Raw genomic sequence first — 15,776 nt, 5'->3', positions numbered from 1 at the left:
TTTATAAATTTTTGATTTTTTTCTGTAAAAAAACGCAAAAAAAAGAAAAACATTGTCAAGCTGACTTTAATATGATACCTTAGTAGAGTGTAACCATTCACATAATATATGAAAAGGAGAAAGTTATGTATAATTTAAATGGAGAAAATGTAAACGACAACCCAAATGGTTTTTCCGGAAATGAACCTGCCGGAACTCCCAGCCCAGACAACAATGCTCAGATGAACTATGGTCAGCCGGCTCCTGAGCAGCAGATTTACAACCAGCCGGACAATGGTCCTCAGACCTATGATGCACCAAATGCAAATCAGCAGCAGGCATTCAACCAGAACGATTATAGTCCAAACAGCTTTAATCAGAACGACTATAATCAGTCTGCTTACAATCAGCCAAATTACGGACAGCAGGCATTTAACAATGGAAACACCTATAATGGAAACAGCTACAATGCAGCACCTTCCTACAATATCAACGGTGATGCGCCGAAAAAATCCTGTGTTTTTGGTGTCCTTGGTCTGATTCTTGGTATCGCTGCTTTACCTTTCGGATGGTTTGTTCCAATTATCGGAATCATTCTTGGTATCGCTGCTATCATTCTTTCCATTCTTGGAATGGGTAAGAACCGTGACCTTCGTGGTGCAGCAATTGCCGGATTAATCATTTCCATTCTGGCAACCATCTTTTCTATCGGTGTTATTGTATATGCAGTTATCAATGTTTCTAAAACCTTAAGCAATGCTGGAAAAGAACTTTTTGACAACAGTGGTATCACATCTGATCTTGATGACTTTGATTTTGATTCCGATTCAGATGATAGTGATGACTATGATGACAGTGATTACAGCTATGGCGATGACAAAGAAGTTCCTTTAGATAATGTTGTATTATACTCAGCTAATGATGTTACCATTACAGCTACCAGTATTGTATACAGCTACTATGATGATTCTGTAATTCCGGAAATTAAAGTTACTGTTGAAAACAATACTTCTAACGACCTTGGAATCAATGTTGATTATTGTGCAATCAATGGTGTAACCATGTATGGTTATATTTCAGGTGACGTCGCTGCCGGCAAAAAAAGCAACGAAGAACTTAGCATTTCTTCTGATGATTTCACTTTAACCGGTTTTGACAGCATCGATAATATTAAACTTCAGGTAAGCTTCTATGATTCTGATACTTATGATACTTTGATTGATGATGGTGTTGTACAGGATATCAATCTTTCCGATTCCTATACCCCATTCTCTATTTCCTCTGTTCCGGGTGCAGTTGCATTAGATTCCTCTAATGGCATCAATGCATATTATGTCGGCACAACAACCGGTTGGGATGATACACTTGTATTTGTATTCTATATTGAGAACACTACAGATAAAACCTGTGTTGCTGAATCCGATGATTTCTCAATCAATGACTTTATGCAGGATGATTACGGATATGGATATCTTCTTCCTGGAACCGGTACCTTTATGTCAATTGAAGCAAATGATGATATTACATCTATTGATGATGTAACCAATGCTTCTATTAAATTTGAAGTACGTGATTATGATTCTTATGAGACATTCTATTCCTCTGATGAATTAACATTTATCTCAAATAACTAAGGAATTTTAAAACAATACAAATCATCATAAAAGGACCTGCCACTTATCATAAGTGACAGGTCCCTTTTCATCGCTGTGAACACCTTTTCCGAAATGCACTTCAGCTTAAATATTCTTCCTGGCTTTACAGATTCTCCTGTAAGAATGCACTTAATTTTTCAATTGCTGCATCTTCATCTTCACCTTCAGCACGAAGTGTGATTTCTGCACCTTTCTTAGCACCCAGCCCCATAACGCCAAGGATTCTCTTTGCATCTACTTTCTTACCATCCTTTTCAATGGTAATTGCACTTGCAAATCCTGCAGCTTCCTTTACCAGTAATCCTGCCGGTCTTGCATGGATTCCCTGCTCATCTGTGATTGTGTAAGTAAATTCCTTCATGTTCTTCCTCCTAAAAAGTTATATTTTTTCCCGTTTTTTATACCATAGTTTTAATTTGCAAGTATTTTGACTCGCTTATGCTCACTATTCGTGAGTACATCATTTATTATATCATACAATCTTCTTTTTTAACAATCCCAAAAGCAGACAAGATACTGCTGAACCTACAATCAATGATAAAAGATACCAGATTGCATTACCCATTACTAAGAATACGAAGATTCCACCATGTGGTGCCATCAGTGTACAGTTAAATGCCATAGACATTGCTCCTGCAATTGCAGAACCTACCACACAGGCTGGAATCACGCGCAGCGGATCCGCTGCTGCAAACGGTATTGCACCTTCTGTAATAAAGGATAATCCCATAATAAAGTTTGTCGGTCCGGCTTTTCTTTCTTCTGCTGTAAATTTATTTTTGAAAAATAAGGTTCCAAGTGCAATGGCAATTGGTGGTACCATACCTCCAATCATAACGGCTGCCATAATATTATAGTTTCCAGCGGCAATGGATGCAGTTCCAAATACATATGCTGCCTTATTTAAAGGACCACCCATATCCACAGCCATCATTCCAGCTACCAATGCTCCCAGTAATACCGAGCTTACACCATTCATATGTGCCAGTCCTGTATTAATTGCAATATTCAAAGCTCCGACCGGTGGTTCGATGATAAAGGTCATCAATGCACCTATTAACAATACACCAAGCAGCGGATACAGTAGAACCGGTTTCAATCCATCCAGGCCTTTTGGCAGTTTGTCAAAGATTTTCTTTAATAACTGGATGATAAGACCTGCGGCAAATCCGGCTACTAAGGCTCCAAGGAAACCTGATTTTCCATTTGCTGCAATTGCTCCTCCAACGAAACCTACTACCAGTCCCGGACGGTCTGCAATACTCATGGCAATATAGCCAGCCAGTACAGGAAGCATAAAGCCAAATGCCAGTCCTCCAATGGACTTAAAGAATGCTGCTGCCGGAAGAATTGTACCAAAATTAGCACGCTCATCCGTAGGAAGTGATGCAAGGTCTACACCAAAGCTGTCGATTAAGAATGCAATGGCAATCATAATACCACCACCGACAACAAACGGAAGCATATGGGAAACACCATTCATCAGATGCTTGTAAACTTTGTGTCCAAAACTTTCTCCACCCATGCTTTCACTTTCTGATGCTTCGCCGCTGCCTTTATAAATTGGTGCATCCTTTGCCATAGCGCGCTGTATTAATTTATCTGCTTTACTGATTCCATCGGAAACCTGACAGATGATAACCGGTTTTCCGGCAAAACGATCCATCGGGACTTTGGTATCGGCTGCTACAATAATACAGTCTGCCTCTTCAATTTCTTTTGCAGTAAGCACATTTTTTGCTCCGCCGGAGCCTCTTGTTTCCACCTTAATAAAGCAACCTAATTCTGCTGCCTTCTTTTCCAGACTTTCTGCTGCCATGTATGTATGGGCAATTCCAGTCGGACATCCGGTTACTGCAAGAATCTTTTTCTGATTTACTTCCGGTTCCTTTATTTCTGCTTCCTTCTGTTCTTCCTTTTCTTCCTTCTCAGACTCTGCTTCATCAATGACTTTTAAGAATTCCTCTACCGAAGCTGCCTGTTTTAATCCGTTGGTGAAATTCTCATCCATCAGAAGAACAGACAGACGGCTTAATACATCAAGATGTACATTATCTTCTGTATCCGGTGCTGCAATTAAGAATATTAAATGAACTTTCTCTCCATCTAAGGCATCAAAATCTACCCCATCCTTTAATACCATTGCACTTAATCCCGGTTTCTTTACGGCTGCTGATTTGCAATGAGGAATTGCAATGCCCTCTCCAATTCCTGTGGTACTCTCTTCCTCTCTTGCAAAGACTCCTTTCCGGTAAGTCTCTTCATCTGTAATTTTTCCACTCTTTACCATCAGGGAAACCATCTGGTTTAATACATCTTCCTTTCCGGTTGCTGAACCATTCAACTGAATGCTTTCCGGTGCCAGCAAATCTCTGATTCTCATATACCTTCCTCCTTTTTCTTAAAATGGAAATGCATGATTCTTTAATAATTGTTCTACTTCTTCTTTCGTTGCAAGTTCTTCTGAAAATGCACTGGCGCTTCCGGTACAGACTCCCATCTTAAACGCCTGCGCATAATCCTTATTCTTTAAATATCCTGCCAGGAAACCTGCCACCATGGAATCTCCTGCTCCTACGGAATTCTTTACTTTACCCTTCGGAGCTTCGCTCTCAAAAGCTTTTCCCTCTTCTGTCAAAAGCACAGCCCCGTCACCTGCCATGGAAACAAGTACATTTCTTGCACCCTGCTCCTGCAGCTTCGCTGCGTATTTCTTTACATCCTCTTTGCTGCTGATTGTCACACCAAATAACTGTCCTAATTCATGATTATTCGGTTTAATCAGGAATGGATGAAGCGGAAGTACATTTGCCAGAAGTTCTCTGGTTGCATCTACAGCAATCATGACATCCTTTCCTTCCAGGTATTTCATGATATCCATATATATGGACTGCGGCATAATATCCGGTATACTTCCTGCCAGTACCAGCACATCTCCGGTTTTTAAGGTATCTAATTTAGCATAAAGCTTCCCGATATCTGTGCTGCGGATCATCGGTCCCTGGCCATTGATTTCTGTTTCTTCTGTGGACCGAAGCTTCACATTAATTCTTGATATTCCTTCCTCTACCTGAATGAAATCGGTATTTACCCCCTCTTCATCCAGACGCTTGCTGATTTCTTCTCCGGTAAAGCCAGCTAAAAAGCCCCATGCGGTACTCTTTATTCCCAGATGCTTCAATACGATGGACACGTTGATTCCCTTTCCTCCCGGGAACATTTTCTCCTGTTCCGTCCGATTTACCTGACCGGTTTTGAAGGTTTTTACATCCACCACATAATCCAGTGACGGATTAAAAGTTACGGTATAAATCATTCTTCCACCTCCTTTATATTTTTATACTTCCGATAAGACTCTAAGGTAAGACCTGTTGTAATCACATCTGCTGAAGCAAATGGTGCAAATGTCACACTGGATATCTGTGCAAATTTACTCTTATCTCCCAGGATATAACACTGTCTGCAATTTGCCATTGCTTTCTTCTTTACCATAGCCTCTTTCACATCTGGTGTGGTATATCCTTTTTCTACATTAATTCCATTGGTTCCGAAGAAGCCTTTTGTAAAGTTATATTTATCCAAGGACTCCACTGCCTCAGCACCTACCACCGCTTCTGTGGATGCCTTGAACTCTCCGCCGATGATATAAACCTCACATCCCAGTTCAGAGAGCCGTTTTGCATGGGCTACTGCGTTGGTTACCACACAGGATGGCTTCACATCCATAAAATCAATCATGCAGTCTGTTGTAGTTCCTGCATCCAGATAAATAAAATCATCTGCTGTAATTAAGGATGCTGCATACTTCGCTATAGCTGCCTTCTCATCACGATGCATGTTTCTTCGAAGTGGCACATCATCATCCTGTGTATGAAAAACTGTTCCTCTTAAAATTGCACCGCCATGAACCTTCAAAAGCTTTCCATTTTCGTCTAAAGTATTCAAATCTCTTCGTACCGTTGACTCGGAAGCATCGAAAAGCTGCATCAGCTCAGTTACTTTAACACTGCCCTGTTCTTCCAGCAGGGAAAGGATTTTTCCATATCTTTCCTCTGTCAGCATATCATCCCTCCCATTCCTTTTTTCTATTTTCTGCTTTCTATGGTTTTATTATACGTTCAAAAACCGTCATAGTCAATCATATTCCGTCATTTTCATTCACAAAAATCCATTTCACAATTTGTGCAAAATATACAAAACAGGATACACCTTGGTACATCCTCGCAGAGCGTTTTTTACGTTACAGGAAAGCAATTTCCTGTAACGTAAAAAAAGAAGCCTGCAAAAGCATCACCTTTTACAGACCTCTTCTCGCCTTTTTAAACCGTTTTCCAGTTCTTATTCTTATTCTTATTATCTTTTAGAAGCTTCGGATTTTCTCGTTCTCTTCTCCGGTATTTTCAATTTTACGGATTATAACATCATAACTGTAATCGTCATTTACCTTCACACTGACACGGTCTCCTACCTTATGACCAAGCACTGCTTTCCCCATAGGAGATTCAATACTGATTAATCCTTTCAGCGAATTTCCACGCATGGTGGTCACCAATTTGAAGGATTCTTCCATATCATCTTCTTCAATATAAACCGTCACCGTATTATTGATACCTGCCTCGTCTTCCTTAGAATCATCTGATACAACGACTGCAGTACGAATCATGCGCTCTAAATAACGAATTCTGCTTTCGTTTTTATTCTTATCTTTCTTGGCGGCATAATACTCGAAGTTTTCACTTAAGTCACCCTGTTCTCTTGCTTCCTGTACAGCACGGATTGCATTCTTTCGTACCACTAATTTCCGATATTCAATTTCTTCTTCCATCTTCTTGATATCACTTTGTGTTAATTCGTTATGCATACCGTCACCTTTTCATTCTAACAGTTTAAGCTAATGCAGCTGTAATAATTGCCATGGAATATACTTCTGACGCATTACATCCGCGGGATAAGTCATTGATTGGTGCATTCAATCCAAGAAGAATCGGACCATATGCATCGAAGTTACCAAGACGCTGTGCAATCTTATATCCGATATTTCCGGCATTGATATCCGGGAAAATAAAGGTATTTGCATGTCCTGCCACTTTGGATTCCGGACATTTGGTACGTGCAACTCTTGGAGATACCGCTGCATCAAACTGAAGCTCTCCCTCGATTGGAAGCTCCGGATATTTTTCTCTTGTCTTGTTTGCAGCATTACGCATCTTATCTACATCCTCGCCCTTTCCGGAGCCTAATGTAGAATAGCTTAAGAATGCCACCTTTGGATCTACACCGAATATCTTTGCACACTCTGCTGCTTCTCCGGCAATTTCAACCAGTTCATCTTCTGTCGGATGAATGTTGATTGCACAGTCAGCCATTGCCAGTACTTCATTCTCGCCGGTTGCAGAAGGACGTACCAGAATAAAGCAGGATGATACAATGCTGTTACCCGGTTTTGTCTTAATTAACTGTAATGCTGGACGAACAGTATCTGCTGTAGAATAGGTTGCTCCACCTAACAGTGCATCAGCATATCCCATTTTTACTAACATGGTTCCGAAATAATTAGCCTGTGAAAGAATTCCTTTTGCCTGCTCCGGTGTTACGCCTTTGCTCTTTCTTAAATCACAGAACATGGTAACCATTTCATCAAATTTTTCAAAATGTAATGGATCGATAATTTTGGCTCCACGAATATTAAATCCGCTCTCCTCTGCTGCTTTCTGAATCTCAGCCTCATTTCCAACCAGAATCGGGCTTAAGAAATTACTTGCCAGCAGGCGGGATGCTGCCTCTAAAATTCTTGGGTCATTTCCCTCTGTAAACACAATTTTCTTTGGGCTTTTCTTTAAAATATCAATCAGTTGACCAAAACCAAACATATCTTTCTCTCCTCTTTTTCTATGTATTATTTTAACTGCATATTATTGTACCCTCTTTTAAATAAAAATCAAGTTTTGAATTCAGTACAATTTCTCAAGAGTGCATTTTCTTCTATTACAAATATGCATCTCTGTTCAGGCAAAAATGATTCTTCCGGAAAGAAAGCCGTCCCTCATCTCTTAATTTTCCAAGCTCCGTTGACATCGCACTCCGTTCCACAGAAAGATAATCTGCTAACTGCTGTCTGGAAAATGGAATATCAAACTCTGATGTTCCATGCTTCTGTGCCTCTGCTGACAGATAGGACAATAACTTTTCCCTGGTATTGCGTTTTCCCATATGGGTTAATTTTTCATTAAAGCGAAGATTCTTTTCTGCCATATTCTCTAATAAATTCCGAAGCAGAACCAGCTTCCAGCCTTCCGTTTCTCCATCTGCATTCAATATATTCTGAACGTTCAGCCACAGCACATCTGCCGCCTCTTCTGCAATCACATTTACATTAATATTCCGCCTCTGCATACAGGCAAAGGTCTCTGCAAAAACATCCCCTGGACCTATCTTTGCAACCAGATTCCGGTTTCCCCAGAAATCCTCCTGCACAATCAAAAGTCCGCCAGAAACCAGCAGCCCCATTTCTTTTACCTGCTCTCCGCAGTGCAGAATATAATTTTCTTTATCATAAGTCATCTCATGGGCATCTAATCCCTTTAAGACTTTCTCCTCTTCTGTTTCCTCAATTCCTTCAAAAAAAGGTGAATTTTTCATTTCTACAGGAAATTTTTTCATTTTATAACCTCCGTTGTTTTTCCAACCGATTATTTATTGCTATTATAGTATACTGACCATACAAAATCAACGAGGAGGAATCTAAAATGATTCGTAAAATAATTCATATTGATAAAGAAAAATGTAATGGATGCGGTTTATGTGCATCCGCCTGCCACGAAGGTGCCATCGGCATGGTCGATGGAAAAGCCCAGCTTTTAAGAGAGGATTACTGCGATGGGTTAGGTGACTGTCTTCCGGCATGTCCTACCGGTGCTATTACCTTTGTACAGAGGGAAGCCGCAGCTTATGACGAAGCCGCTGTAAAAGAGCACTTAAAGAACCGTGAAGCAGCTTCGGTAAAACCTGCAGTTTCAGCCAATCACGCAGCTCCGGCTTTCAGCGGATGTCCGGGCAGCCGGATGCGCTCCATGCAGCGTAAAAACACGGAAAATACTTCTGCAGGCTCTAATACCGCATCCGATACTGCATCCAACGCAGTCACAGCAGGAAACGCACCGGAAAGCCAGCTTACCCAGTGGCCGGTTCAGATTAAATTAGCACCTACAAATGCTCCGTATTTTGACAATGCAAGACTGCTGATTGCTGCAGACTGTACAGCTTTTGCCTATGGCAATTTCCATGAAAAATTCATAAAAAACCACATCACCCTGATTGGATGTCCCAAACTGGATGATGTGGATTACAGTGAAAAGCTTACTGAAATTATCCGCAATAACAATATCAGAGATATCAGTATTGTGCGCATGGAGGTTCCGTGCTGCGGCGGCATTGTAATGGCTGTCCAGAATGCCTTAAAGCAAAGCGGGAAAATGATTCCATGGCAGGTTGTTACCATCTCTGTTGATGGCAAGATTATGGAATAAATTTCCAGATTAAATTGCTTCCACAAATCTTACTTTTCTAATTCTAAGACAACGGTTTCACAGCTGTCTAATGTAATTGTTCCATTTAAGGCTGCCTCAGCATTGATTGCTTCCTGGCGGCCTTCATTGGTTAACAATACCTTGGCAATTCTTTGCTCTAATGTGATGGTATGCTCTTCTGTTCCAAAGTTTGCAAGAATCAAAAGCTTCTGACCGCTTTCTTCATTTACCCGTTCAAAAGCAAATATGTCATCTGCATTTTCATATTTTGGTTTAAAAATACCATAAGTGAAAGTATCTTTGTATTCTTTTGCCTTACGCAGTGCAATTAATTTCCTATAATAAGCCAATACAGAATCTGCCTTATGTTCCTGGGCTGCTACGTTGATTTCCATGTAATTCGGATTCATGGCAAGCCATGGAGTTCCATCTGTAAATCCGCCATTTTTTCCATCGGACCACTGCATTGGTGTTCTGGCATTATCACGGCTGTTCTCATAGCAGCATTTCAAGGCTTCTTCTTCACTGAGTCCTGCACGCAACGCCTCCTGATACTGGTCGATGGTGCTGATGTCATCATATTCTGAAATATCATTTCGTTTGCAGTTGGTCATCCCGATTTCCTGTCCCTGATAGATAAATGGAATTCCACGCAAAAGAACGGATACGGTTCCAAGCATCTTCTTTCCTGCATCATTTCTGGCATGCTCCGGCAGATAATGAGTTGCTCCTCTTGGTTCATCATGATTTTCAATAATGTTTGCCTTAAAGCATTTTCCCTGTAATTCCTGCTGGGAATCGAAAATTACTTTCCGCCATTCCTCAAAACGTAATGGTTTCTGGTCGTACCAGCCATGCTCACCAAAAGTAAGCACATGGGCGCTGAAATCAAACATCGTAGAGAAATGTCCATCCTCTCCGATAAATTCCAAGAGTTCATCTTCCTTCATATTAAAGACTTCTCCTACTGTAAAGGCATCGTGCTTCTCAAAGGTCTCATGCTTTAATTCCTCTAAGAAATCTCCTACTCCATTTACTGCTTCCACCATCTTGATACAGGTTGCAAGTCCATCCGGTCCATCCGGCTCAAAGGACGGGAAGTTAATATCTTTCTTGATATTGATAATTGCATCTATACGGAATCCTGCCACGCCTTTGTCTAACCACCAGTTCACCATTTCATAGATTTTCTGACGTACTACCGGATTCTCCCAGTTTAAATCCGGCTGCTCTTTGGCGAACATATGAAGATAGTATTTATCACTGTTTGGCACCTTCTCCCAGGTACTTCCGCCAAAATAGGAACGGTAATTACTTGGAGCCTTGCCATCTTTTCCTTTCACAAAATAGAAATAATCTGCATACTCTCCATCCGGGTCTGCCAGTGCTTTCCGAAACCACTCATGCTGGTCGGAGCAATGATTTACCACCAGATCCATTACGATATACATATCACGTTTCTTTGCTTCCGCAAGCAACTCATCAAACTCTTCCATGGTTCCGAATTCTTCAGCAATATTATAATAATCTGAAATATCATATCCCTGGTCTACAAATGGGGATTTATAAATCGGTGAAAGCCATACGATATCGATACCCAGTTCCTTTAAATAATCCAGTCTGGATATGATTCCTCTCAAATCACCGATTCCATCTCCGTTGCTGTCCTGAAAGCTCTTTGGATAAATCTGATATGCCACCTTGTCATGCCACCATTTTTTCTTCATGTTCTCATCCTCCATATTTCCATTATTCCTGTATTTACACTTCGTTCTTTGTATGATACTGTTATTATATACAAAGTTTTAGGAAGTTTCTTCCGTGATATTTGCGTTTTTATTGCACAATCCTGCTCTTTTATGTAAAACAAAATAAACGATATGATTATGGATTTCAGATGCAGACGGTGGAAAGTAGGTTATAGGATACAAAATAGCAGCATTTCTTAGATACATTTTTTCTTGATTATAAACTGTCTTTCCGCTTGCTTTGACGAGGATATCTGCACCGTCCGTCGAGTGTGGATGCTGCATAAAGATAGTAAGGCGCACTAAGAATTTCAGTATTAATATTATTTTATCTGCCAACCGGCGCAAATTCACATCCATGTTCATATGCGCCTCGCCGGCACGTCCCTGTGCCAGCGTTGGCTATTGCTGTATGAAATTCTAAGTGCGCCTAACAATCCTTATCATGCATCCATACTTCGGCGAACGGTACAGATATCTTGTCAAACATTGGAAAGACTGTTTTTATCATAGAAAGAAAAAATGTATTTTAGAAATGCACTGTTTTGCATCAGACCTACCTTCCATCGTCTGCATCCAAAATTCCATTTCTTTCATTTTGTTTGTATAAAAAATCAGGATAAATGCTGTTTAAATAAGCAACATTAAAAGGAGATTCCCATGAAAGATAAAAAACAACTCCCTCTGGAACAAAAAGAAAAGGCCGTTCATGGCGAACGAATTTTTCCATTAAAGAAATATCTTACTACGTTGCAGGAACGGTATCCCATTGTTACGCCACACTGGCATGAAGAGGCTGAATTTACCCTGATTACCAGCGGTGTCTGTACGTATCAGGTTGACCTTGAAAGCTTTCAGGCTATGCCTGGAGATTTCGTTTTCATTCCTCCTCTGGCTCTGCATTCCATTGCCATATTACCTGCCGGGCATATGCATTCGGAAACATATGTCTTTCACCTTGATTTCCTTGGTGCATCCTCTGCAGATATCTGTGCCATGCGATATCTGATGCCCCTTGCCAAGCAGCAGCTGATTCCCCCTTTTCATATAGTAAAAGAGCACCCGGTCTACCCGGATGCCCTCGCATTGTTCTATGAAATCAGCAGCTGTTATTCCGCTGCCCAGCCGGGATATGAACTGATGTTAAAATCCCTGCTGTTAAAGCTTCTTACCCTTCTACTTCCGTACTGCAGCAAAAGTTCTGAGCAGCCACAGCTTCAAAGCGAACATACCCAGAAGATTAAGGGTGTCTTAGAATATATCGGATTACATTATACCGAAAATATTTCTATTGAAAGCCTGGCATCCTCCTGCTATTTCAGCGAATGCCATTTCATGCGCTTTTTTAAGAAATATGTCGGAATGTCATGCTTAGATTATATCAAGAGCCTGCGCCTGCAAAAGGCTGCCGACCTCTTAGAACAGCAGGAGCTTTCCATTACAGATGCCGCCATAACTGCCGGTTTCAGCAGCCTTTCCTACTTCTACCGGGAATTTAAAAAACGCTATGGCATGACACCACGCCAGTTTATCCATTCCCTTCCGGAACGTCAGCATACGAATCGTACCTCTACTCCAGGCAGTCCTTTTTCTCCACTTTGATTTCCCAGTGGATTAAGAAAGTCAGGACTGCCCGGAGTGCAATAGATAGGGACTCTTTTCCATATTGTATCCTGCCTTTTATTTATTATCCACGAAAATCTACATTCCAGCCAACCTGTTTTTCCTGTGGTGTAAATACATAATCGCTCATGCTGTCATATAACATATCCTGGATTTTCTTTTCCAGTTCTTCCAACGAACCAGCAGTAACCATTACCAGATCTTCACTCTTACCAGTTTTATCCGTGCTGTCAGTCCTGTCCGATTTCTTAACGGAAGATGTATCTTCATCCTTCTTATTCATTCGTTTCTCATAAGCTTCCTTCTGAGCTTTCTTACGTTCTGCACGGTTTTCTTCCTGTTTCTTTTCGATACGTTTCTTCTGAAGAGATAAAGACTTATCTACAACTGCAAAAAATGATGCATTGCCGCCATCATTTACCTGAATGCCATATGCCTTCACACCACTCTGTCCATTAGCAAACCGACTCTGCATGGTTGCAAGCTGACTGGATGCATTGGCTATGATTCCCTCGTACTGTTTCCGGTAAGACTCATCTTCTGCCATCCGCTCAATCTTCTCTTCATCAATTAGAACCACCATTTTGTTGGCATTGGCATACTGTCCTGCATTGGCTTTTGCTGTCTCTTTCATATCCTTGGATACCAGAATGAAATCCATCGTGCTAAATTTCTTTTTCAGCTTCTCATAATACTCTTTCGCCTTATCCGAAAGCTTTGGCTCTCCAATGGTTTTTCCGGAGACTTTGCTGCTCTTTTCCGATTCCGTATAACCAGAAACGTTTTCTGCCACCTGATTTACTGCGTTTGTGTTCATAAAAATTCCTCCTTGAAAATATCTATAAGCAAATCCTTTTGCTTAAAACAATCTGTTCCATTCTTTATATCGGAAGAATCTCTCATTTTCTTAAGCGGTTCCTATAGTGCAAAATAGCCTAAAACAATGGCTCCAAGAATAATCCGGTACCAGCCAAATACTTTAAAATCGTGTTTTTTGATATAGCCCATCAGAAAACGAATGACTACTACAGATACCGCAAATGCTACCACGCAACCTAAGCCTAAGACACAAAGTTCCTGAGCAGAAAACGCAAAGCCGAACTTAATAAGTTTGATCAGGCTCCAGCCAAACATAACCGGCACAGCCAGGAAAAATGTAAACTCTGCTGCAGCCACACGGGATACTCCGATTAAAAGTGCTCCGATAATGGTTGCACCGGAACGGGAGGTTCCCGGAATAATTGCAAGTACCTGAAAAAGTCCGATAAAAAATGCTGTCTGATAAGTAATATCATTTAAGCTTTCCACCCTTACTTTCCGCTTTTTATTCCAGTTTTCAATCAGAATAAACGCAAAACCATAGAAAATCAATGCAGCAGCAATCACAAGCGGTGTATGAAAATGTGCATCCACATAATCATCAAACAAAAGCGTTACCACAGCTCCCGGTATGCAGGCAGCTACAACCTTAAACCATAAAGAAAAAATATCTTTCCGGATGACCGGCTGTGTCTTGTCTTTAAACTGAAACGGGAACATTTTCTTCCAGAACAAAAGCACTACCGCAAGAATAGCTCCCAACTGTATCACCACGAAAAACATCTCTTTGAATGAATCTGTCATATCAAGCCTGATAAATTCATCCACTAAAAGCATATGTCCTGTGCTGCTGATTGGAAGCCATTCTGTAATTCCTTCTACAATTCCAAGAAAAATAACCTTCAGCATTTCTACAAAATCCAATAACATTTCGTTGTCCTCTTTTCCTATTATTTCAGATTTCTCATTTTAACATACTATGCCGATAATATATATTATTTTTCTTAAGATATTCTGTTTATTTGCGGAGTGCTGAAAATAATCCCTTCTTCTCATAGGGTTCTTTTGTTACTTCTAACGCATCATATCCACTGTTTTTAATCACTTCTTTGATTTTTTCCTCCGGAATATCGGTATCGGTAATAATTACGGTCTCTTTTTTACTGTGGGATGAAGTTACTTTCTTTACCGGAAATGCTGCCCGCACTGCATCATTTACATGTGCCTCACACATTCCACACTGCATACCATCTACTTTTACTGTTATTTTCTGCATAAATCCTTCCTCCTTCATTTCATTCCATCACATTATAATCTCTTTTTTTCTAAAAAAATATAGGATTAACGATATTTTTTCTCACTAATTTTTCGCTCTTCCTTTTCTGAAAAAATTATTGTAAAATACTTTACTGGGATTAAATTTTAAAAAGAAAGGATTTTATATATGAAAAAACCATTCCGTCTTCTTCTATGTCTTGCGCTGCTTTTTGTGAGTGGATGCAGTGGTTATCAGAAAACCATCCGCTTTGGTGCCGCTGACATAGGTGGAATCTACTATACCTTTGCCAATACCTTTACCGGGCTTGCCTCCTCGGAGGATGATACCTATCAGTTTGAAGTTAAGACAACCGCAGGCTCTGCTGCCAATCTAAGGCTGCTCTCCGGTGGATATATCGAACTTGGATTAGCCCAGTCTGACCTGATTGCCTCCGCCTATGAAGGCAGTGGAATTTTTGAGGGAGATCCTTGTCAGGGATATTCCGCTATTGCCGGGCTATATACGGAAGCCTGTCAGATTGTCATCCGTGCAGACTCCAATATTCAGACGCTGGATGATTTACAGGGCAAAACCGTCAGCATCGGTGCGGAGGATTCCGGTACTGAACAGAACGCTAACCAGATTCTGACCATGAGCGGACTTACCACTGAACTGGTGAAAACAGTAAACCTCGATTATACCGATGCTGCTGACCAGCTTATCAATGGAAAAATCGATGCATTTTTCTGTACTGCCGGTATCCAGACAACTGTAATCGAAGAATTAGCCAAAGAATGTGATATCCGTCTTTTGGATATTGATGAGAAATGCAGGAATAAATTGCTGTCTGCTTATCCATCCTATAGTGAATATACCATTCCTGCCAATACTTACACCGGACAGACGGAAGATATCCATACCCTTGGTGTCAAAGCGGTTCTCCTTGCTTCCGACAGGCTCTCTACTGATACAGTAGAACACTTAACGAAATGGCTTTTTTCCCATGCGAAGGATTTACAGTATGCAACTTCTTTAAACCTGCAATTAGATGAAACTTATGCTACTGATGGCATACCGATTCCATTCCATCCGGGTGCTGTTGCCTATTATGAGAAACAGGGTATTACGCTTTCTTCCGAAAGCAATACACCAAACTAGAAAGGAACAC

Annotated in this window: 16 protein-coding genes; 4 read left to right on the top strand and 12 right to left on the bottom strand. The window is 40.7% G+C overall.

The annotated features are described in order from the left end of the window. Positions 1–125: 125 nt before the first annotated feature. Entirely contained in the window at positions 126–1,613 is a 1,488-nt protein-coding gene (locus DXB43_RS04080; RefSeq protein ID WP_117946880.1) for a hypothetical protein, read from the top strand. Positions 1,614–1,737: 124 nt separating this feature from the next. On the opposite strand, the gene DXB43_RS04075 is transcribed toward DXB43_RS04080, so the two are convergent. The 7 genes from DXB43_RS04075 to DXB43_RS04045 form a co-directional block, all read right to left on the bottom strand. Further along, a complete protein-coding gene (locus DXB43_RS04075) occupies positions 1,738–1,995 on the bottom strand; it encodes an HPr family phosphocarrier protein (protein WP_117697112.1) in 258 nt (85 codons plus the stop codon). A gap of 111 nt (positions 1,996–2,106) precedes the next feature. After that, positions 2,107–4,017 carry a PTS fructose transporter subunit IIABC gene (locus DXB43_RS04070; protein WP_117946879.1) on the bottom strand — a complete coding sequence of 637 codons (1,911 nt, stop codon included), beginning with the start codon at positions 4,015–4,017 and terminating at the stop codon, positions 2,107–2,109. Positions 4,018–4,035: 18 nt separating this feature from the next. Continuing rightward, positions 4,036–4,950: a 1-phosphofructokinase gene (pfkB, locus tag DXB43_RS04065; RefSeq protein ID WP_117946878.1), complete on the bottom strand. Its 915-nt coding sequence runs from the start codon at positions 4,948–4,950 to the stop codon at positions 4,036–4,038. Beyond that, the gene (locus DXB43_RS04060; protein ID WP_022242619.1) at positions 4,947–5,696 is read right to left on the bottom strand and encodes a DeoR/GlpR family DNA-binding transcription regulator; all 750 of its coding nucleotides are present in this window, start codon (positions 5,694–5,696) and stop codon (positions 4,947–4,949) included. Before DXB43_RS04060 ends, pfkB begins: the two co-directional genes overlap by 4 nt. A 298-nt stretch (positions 5,697–5,994) precedes the next feature. Further along, positions 5,995–6,495, bottom strand: coding sequence for a GreA/GreB family elongation factor (locus DXB43_RS04055; RefSeq protein ID WP_022242620.1), 501 nt, complete (start codon positions 6,493–6,495; stop codon positions 5,995–5,997). Positions 6,496–6,520: 25 nt separating this feature from the next. Then, the gene (pta, locus tag DXB43_RS04050; protein ID WP_117697104.1) at positions 6,521–7,504 is read right to left on the bottom strand and encodes a phosphate acetyltransferase; all 984 of its coding nucleotides are present in this window, start codon (positions 7,502–7,504) and stop codon (positions 6,521–6,523) included. A gap of 115 nt (positions 7,505–7,619) precedes the next feature. Next, positions 7,620–8,294: a Crp/Fnr family transcriptional regulator gene (locus DXB43_RS04045; RefSeq protein WP_117946877.1), complete on the bottom strand. Its 675-nt coding sequence runs from the start codon at positions 8,292–8,294 to the stop codon at positions 7,620–7,622. Positions 8,295–8,380: 86 nt separating this feature from the next. Here DXB43_RS04045 and DXB43_RS04040 point away from each other — a divergent pair, with 86 nt between their 5' ends. Next, positions 8,381–9,160, top strand: coding sequence for an ATP-binding protein (locus tag DXB43_RS04040; RefSeq protein ID WP_117946876.1), 780 nt, complete (start codon positions 8,381–8,383; stop codon positions 9,158–9,160). A gap of 29 nt (positions 9,161–9,189) precedes the next feature. Here DXB43_RS04040 and DXB43_RS04035 read toward each other — a convergent pair whose 3' ends face one another. Both DXB43_RS04035 and DXB43_RS04030 read right to left on the bottom strand, forming a co-directional pair. Further along, entirely contained in the window at positions 9,190–10,887 is a 1,698-nt protein-coding gene (locus DXB43_RS04035) for an alpha-glucosidase (protein WP_117697099.1), read from the bottom strand. 78 nt (positions 10,888–10,965) lie between these two features. After that, positions 10,966–11,274: a hypothetical protein gene (locus DXB43_RS04030; RefSeq protein ID WP_147343660.1), complete on the bottom strand. Its 309-nt coding sequence runs from the start codon at positions 11,272–11,274 to the stop codon at positions 10,966–10,968. 294 nt (positions 11,275–11,568) lie between these two features. On the opposite strand from DXB43_RS04030, the gene DXB43_RS04025 reads away from it, so the two are divergent. Further along, positions 11,569–12,510: an AraC family transcriptional regulator gene (locus DXB43_RS04025; RefSeq protein WP_117946874.1), complete on the top strand. Its 942-nt coding sequence runs from the start codon at positions 11,569–11,571 to the stop codon at positions 12,508–12,510. Positions 12,511–12,595: 85 nt separating this feature from the next. Here the strand turns inward: DXB43_RS04025 and DXB43_RS04020 are convergent, their stop codons facing one another. The 3 genes from DXB43_RS04020 to DXB43_RS04010 form a co-directional block, all read right to left on the bottom strand. Further along, entirely contained in the window at positions 12,596–13,348 is a 753-nt protein-coding gene (locus DXB43_RS04020; protein WP_117946873.1) for a DUF6033 family protein, read from the bottom strand. A 101-nt stretch (positions 13,349–13,449) separates the two neighbouring features. Next, positions 13,450–14,280 (bottom strand): undecaprenyl-diphosphate phosphatase, encoded by an 831-nt coding sequence (locus DXB43_RS04015; protein WP_117946872.1) that lies wholly within the window; start codon positions 14,278–14,280, stop codon positions 13,450–13,452. A gap of 88 nt (positions 14,281–14,368) precedes the next feature. Then, positions 14,369–14,626 (bottom strand): heavy-metal-associated domain-containing protein, encoded by a 258-nt coding sequence (locus DXB43_RS04010; RefSeq protein ID WP_117946871.1) that lies wholly within the window; start codon positions 14,624–14,626, stop codon positions 14,369–14,371. A gap of 168 nt (positions 14,627–14,794) precedes the next feature. Between DXB43_RS04010 and DXB43_RS04005 the strand changes: the two genes are divergently transcribed. After that, positions 14,795–15,766 (top strand): TAXI family TRAP transporter solute-binding subunit, encoded by a 972-nt coding sequence (locus tag DXB43_RS04005; protein WP_117946870.1) that lies wholly within the window; start codon positions 14,795–14,797, stop codon positions 15,764–15,766. The last annotated feature ends 10 nt before the right edge of the window (positions 15,767–15,776 follow it).

Source organism: Roseburia sp. OM04-10BH, assembly GCF_003462605.1.
Classification (GTDB): domain Bacteria; phylum Bacillota; class Clostridia; order Lachnospirales; family Lachnospiraceae; genus Roseburia_C; species Roseburia_C amylophila.
This window is presented reverse-complemented; position numbering and strand designations above follow the sequence as displayed.

Coding starts and splice junctions, on each gene's coding strand:
- DXB43_RS04080 (WP_117946880.1), top strand. CDS start 126: ATGTATAATTTAAATGGAGAAAATGTAAACGACAACCCAAATGGTTTT.
- DXB43_RS04075 (WP_117697112.1), bottom strand. CDS start 1,995: ATGAAGGAATTTACTTACACAATCACAGATGAGCAGGGAATCCATGCA.
- DXB43_RS04070 (WP_117946879.1), bottom strand. CDS start 4,017: ATGAGAATCAGAGATTTGCTGGCACCGGAAAGCATTCAGTTGAATGGT.
- pfkB (WP_117946878.1), bottom strand. CDS start 4,950: ATGATTTATACCGTAACTTTTAATCCGTCACTGGATTATGTGGTGGAT.
- DXB43_RS04060 (WP_022242619.1), bottom strand. CDS start 5,696: ATGCTGACAGAGGAAAGATATGGAAAAATCCTTTCCCTGCTGGAAGAA.
- DXB43_RS04055 (WP_022242620.1), bottom strand. CDS start 6,495: ATGCATAACGAATTAACACAAAGTGATATCAAGAAGATGGAAGAAGAA.
- pta (WP_117697104.1), bottom strand. CDS start 7,504: ATGTTTGGTTTTGGTCAACTGATTGATATTTTAAAGAAAAGCCCAAAG.
- DXB43_RS04045 (WP_117946877.1), bottom strand. CDS start 8,294: ATGAAAAAATTTCCTGTAGAAATGAAAAATTCACCTTTTTTTGAAGGA.
- DXB43_RS04040 (WP_117946876.1), top strand. CDS start 8,381: ATGATTCGTAAAATAATTCATATTGATAAAGAAAAATGTAATGGATGC.
- DXB43_RS04035 (WP_117697099.1), bottom strand. CDS start 10,887: ATGAAGAAAAAATGGTGGCATGACAAGGTGGCATATCAGATTTATCCA.
- DXB43_RS04030 (WP_147343660.1), bottom strand. CDS start 11,274: ATGAACATGGATGTGAATTTGCGCCGGTTGGCAGATAAAATAATATTA.
- DXB43_RS04025 (WP_117946874.1), top strand. CDS start 11,569: ATGAAAGATAAAAAACAACTCCCTCTGGAACAAAAAGAAAAGGCCGTT.
- DXB43_RS04020 (WP_117946873.1), bottom strand. CDS start 13,348: ATGAACACAAACGCAGTAAATCAGGTGGCAGAAAACGTTTCTGGTTAT.
- DXB43_RS04015 (WP_117946872.1), bottom strand. CDS start 14,280: ATGTTATTGGATTTTGTAGAAATGCTGAAGGTTATTTTTCTTGGAATT.
- DXB43_RS04010 (WP_117946871.1), bottom strand. CDS start 14,626: ATGCAGAAAATAACAGTAAAAGTAGATGGTATGCAGTGTGGAATGTGT.
- DXB43_RS04005 (WP_117946870.1), top strand. CDS start 14,795: ATGAAAAAACCATTCCGTCTTCTTCTATGTCTTGCGCTGCTTTTTGTG.